A 3,139-nucleotide genomic window follows, 5' to 3' on the forward strand; every position below is an offset into this window, starting at 1 on the left:
ATTGACGGTTGTAGCCGGAGGGGCAGCGGGCGACTTCGCCAAGCCTCGGGCCGGATGGCCATCCGGCCCGAGGCTCAATCGCTTCCATCGCACATAATCATCTCGTGCAGATACAAGGGGCGGCGCCAGCGCCGCAATTTTGGGCTGATCGAGCAGTGCGTTGCCCTTATAGCCCTCGCAACAATCGTTCCAACTCTTCAGCATCCGTCACGACCGGTAAACACACCTGCCCAGTACACAGCCATGCACCCGCCTCGTTGGTCGGCGGCAGGATTCCGCCAGGCAGCAAGGGTCGATTCGTACCCGTACCGATCGGCAGGACAATGTCGACGCGGCGTGGGTCCGGACTTCGATTCGCAACCGGAACGAGCTTTGGATCGTCAAGCGCATCGACGATGACCAGTTTTAGCGGCTCGATCGCCAGCGCGCAGGCGTTGACGATGCCGGCTTGGCCATAGGCCTGGTGGGCCGCGCGGCCGGCGGCGTGCTCGGCAACTTGCCAGGCCCTTTCCTGCAGCTCGAGATCGCCCGTGACGGAGGCCAGCCGGACCAGTGCCTCGATGATCTGGCCGGTGGCGGACGGAATGGCCTCGTCGACATCGCCGCGGATGCGGATCGGCACGTCGGTGCTGTCCGAGGCGGTCAGGTAATACCCCGTCTTTTCGGTATCGGCGTGCCAATGGTCGAGCTGCTTGATAAACTGGCCGGCCTGGTCGACATAGCTCCAATTCCCAGTGGCCTCGAACAGCGAGATCGCTGCGTTGGCCATGGCGGCATAGTCGCTGGACAAAGCAGGGAATAGTTTTCTGGCGCCGAGCATCGAATGCGGCAGACGGCTGTCGCGGCCGGCGGTGCTGATGTGGGCAAAGGCCTTTGCCGCCGCATCGATCCAGTCAGGCCGCGCCAGCGAACGGCCGGCCTCTGCAAGCGCTGCGATCATCTGGCCGTTCCAGTCGGTGAGGGTCTTTGCGTCAAGACCGGGCCTGACCCGCTGTTCCCGCACGGTGAGGAGTTTCGCCTTGAGCGGGCCGAGCTCTGCGCGATCGATCACATAGTGCGATTGCTGGGACAGGGTTTGGTGGACGACCGGCTTGCCTTCCCAGCCGTGCGGGCTGGAGAGCGTGAAGTGCTTGAAAAACAAGGCAGAATCGTCGACGAGGGCGGCCTCGATCTCGTCTTGGCTCCAGGTGTAGAACAGTCCTTCCTCGCCGTCGCTGTCGGCATCGAGACTGGCGGCAAAGGCGCCGCCGTCAACGCGCATCTCGCGCAGCAGCCAGCCGATCGTCTCTTCGATTCGGACCCGGAACAACCCGTTGCCGCTTGCGGCATGGGCCCAGTTGCAGAAGCGGATCAGCTGGGCATTGTCGTAAAGCATCTTTTCGAAATGCGGCACCAGCCATTCGGCGTCGGTCGAGTAACGGCTGAGCCCGCCGCCGATATGATCGTAAATGCCGCCGCTGACCATCTGTTCGAGGCTGTTGAGAACGTCGTCGCGATGGCTGGCGTTGCCGTCGCGCAGCCAGGACAGCCACAGCGTTTGCATGAACGGCGCATTGGGGAATTTCGGCGCGCCACGCAAGCCGCCCAGATCGCGGTCGATCATGCCGTCTATGCCCTTGGCAAGCTCAGCCAGCGTGTCGCGATCGAGCCCTGTTCTCGCGTGCAATCCGGCGAGCCGTGCCTGGACATGTGTGGTCAGGCCGTCGGCGCTCTGGTTGAGGCTCGCCCGCTTCTCGCGCCAGGCCTTGTCCACCGCCTCCATCACCTGGATGAAACCGGGGCGGCCATAGCGTGGCTCGCGCGGAAAGTAGGTGCCGCCCCAGAACGGCTTGCCGTCCGGCGTCAGGAACATGGTTAGTGGCCAGCCACCCTGCTCGCCCATCGAGGACAGCGCCGCCATATAGATCTGGTCGATGTCGGGGCGTTCCTCGCGGTCGACCTTGATATTGACGAACAGACGGTTCATGACGGCGGCGACACCATCGTCCTCGAAGCTTTCATGCGCCATGACGTGGCACCAGTGGCAGGCGGCATAGCCGACCGAGAGCAGGATCGGCCTGTCCAGCGCCTTGGCCTCCTCGAGCGAAGCCGGCGACCAGGCCCGCCAGTGGACGGGATTGCCGCTGTGCTGCTGCAAATAGGGGCTGGCTTCTTCAGCAAGCAGGTTTTGCGCGGGCAGCGTCACTGGGCAAACTCGGGTGCGATTGGCTGATGGGCGTAAAGCTAGGGCGGTTCGGTAGAGCGGGCAAATGATTTCAGGCGATTCCATCGTAGCGCTGTCGAGCGGCCGGCTCCCGGCCGGCGTCGCCGTCATCCGTATTTCCGGCCCGCAGACTCGATTCGTAGTCGAAACGATTGCCGGGGGTATTGTTAAGCCCCGCGTCGCGGTCTTGCGCAGATTCAGGGCGCCCGATGGAACCGTGCTCGATAACGGCTTGGTCGTTTTCTTTCCCAATCCGGCCAGTTTCACCGGCGAGGATGTGGCGGAATTCCACGTTCATGGCGGACGCGCCGTGGTGGCCAGGATGCTGGAGACGATTACTGGTTTCGACGGCGTCAGGCACGCGGAACCGGGCGAATTCACGCGCCGCGCCTTTCTCAACGGCAAGGTCGACCTGGTTGAGACCGAGGCCCTGGCGGATCTCGTCAACGCTGAAACCGAGGCGCAGCGGCGTTTTGCTGTCCAAAATGCCGAAGGCGCTCAGAGCGAACTCTATCTCGGCTGGCGTCGCAGGTTGATTCACGCCCGCGCCATGATCGAGGCGGAGATCGATTTTGCCGATGAAGACGATGTCCCCGGTTCCGTTTCGGATACGGTTTGGTCCGATGTCAAAACTATGATCGGCGAGATCGACCGGCACATTGCCGGATTTCGTGCTGCCGAAATCATCCGTGACGGCTTCGAGGTCGTTATCCTTGGCGCGCCCAACGCCGGCAAGTCGAGTCTGTTCAACGCCCTGGCGCGGCGGGATGCCGCTATAGTAACGGATGAACCCGGCACGACGCGGGATCTGCTTGAAGTGACACTTGATCTCCAGGGGCTGCGGGTCCGGCTTACAGATACGGCCGGGCTGCGCGATGCGCCGGGAAAGGTCGAGGCTATCGGCATCGAGAAGGCCAGGGCCAAGGCGCATGGCGC

General features: G+C 63.2%; 2 protein-coding genes. One reads left to right on the forward strand and one right to left on the reverse strand.

All coding sequences use genetic code 11. The annotated features are described in order from the left end of the window. Nucleotides 1-166: 166 nt before the first annotated feature. On the reverse strand, nucleotides 167-2,185 hold the full coding sequence (locus EN906_RS28580; protein ID WP_127271099.1) for a thioredoxin domain-containing protein: 2,019 nt from the start codon (nucleotides 2,183-2,185) through the stop codon (nucleotides 167-169). A gap of 64 nt (nucleotides 2,186-2,249) precedes the next feature. Between EN906_RS28580 and mnmE the strand changes: the two genes are divergently transcribed. Next, on the forward strand, nucleotides 2,250-3,139 hold an 890-nt coding region (mnmE, locus tag EN906_RS28585; RefSeq protein WP_127375544.1), incomplete at its 3' end, for a tRNA uridine-5-carboxymethylaminomethyl(34) synthesis GTPase MnmE.

The organism is Mesorhizobium sp. M7A.F.Ca.CA.004.06.1.1, assembly GCF_003999135.1.
Lineage (GTDB): Bacteria > Pseudomonadota > Alphaproteobacteria > Rhizobiales > Rhizobiaceae > Mesorhizobium.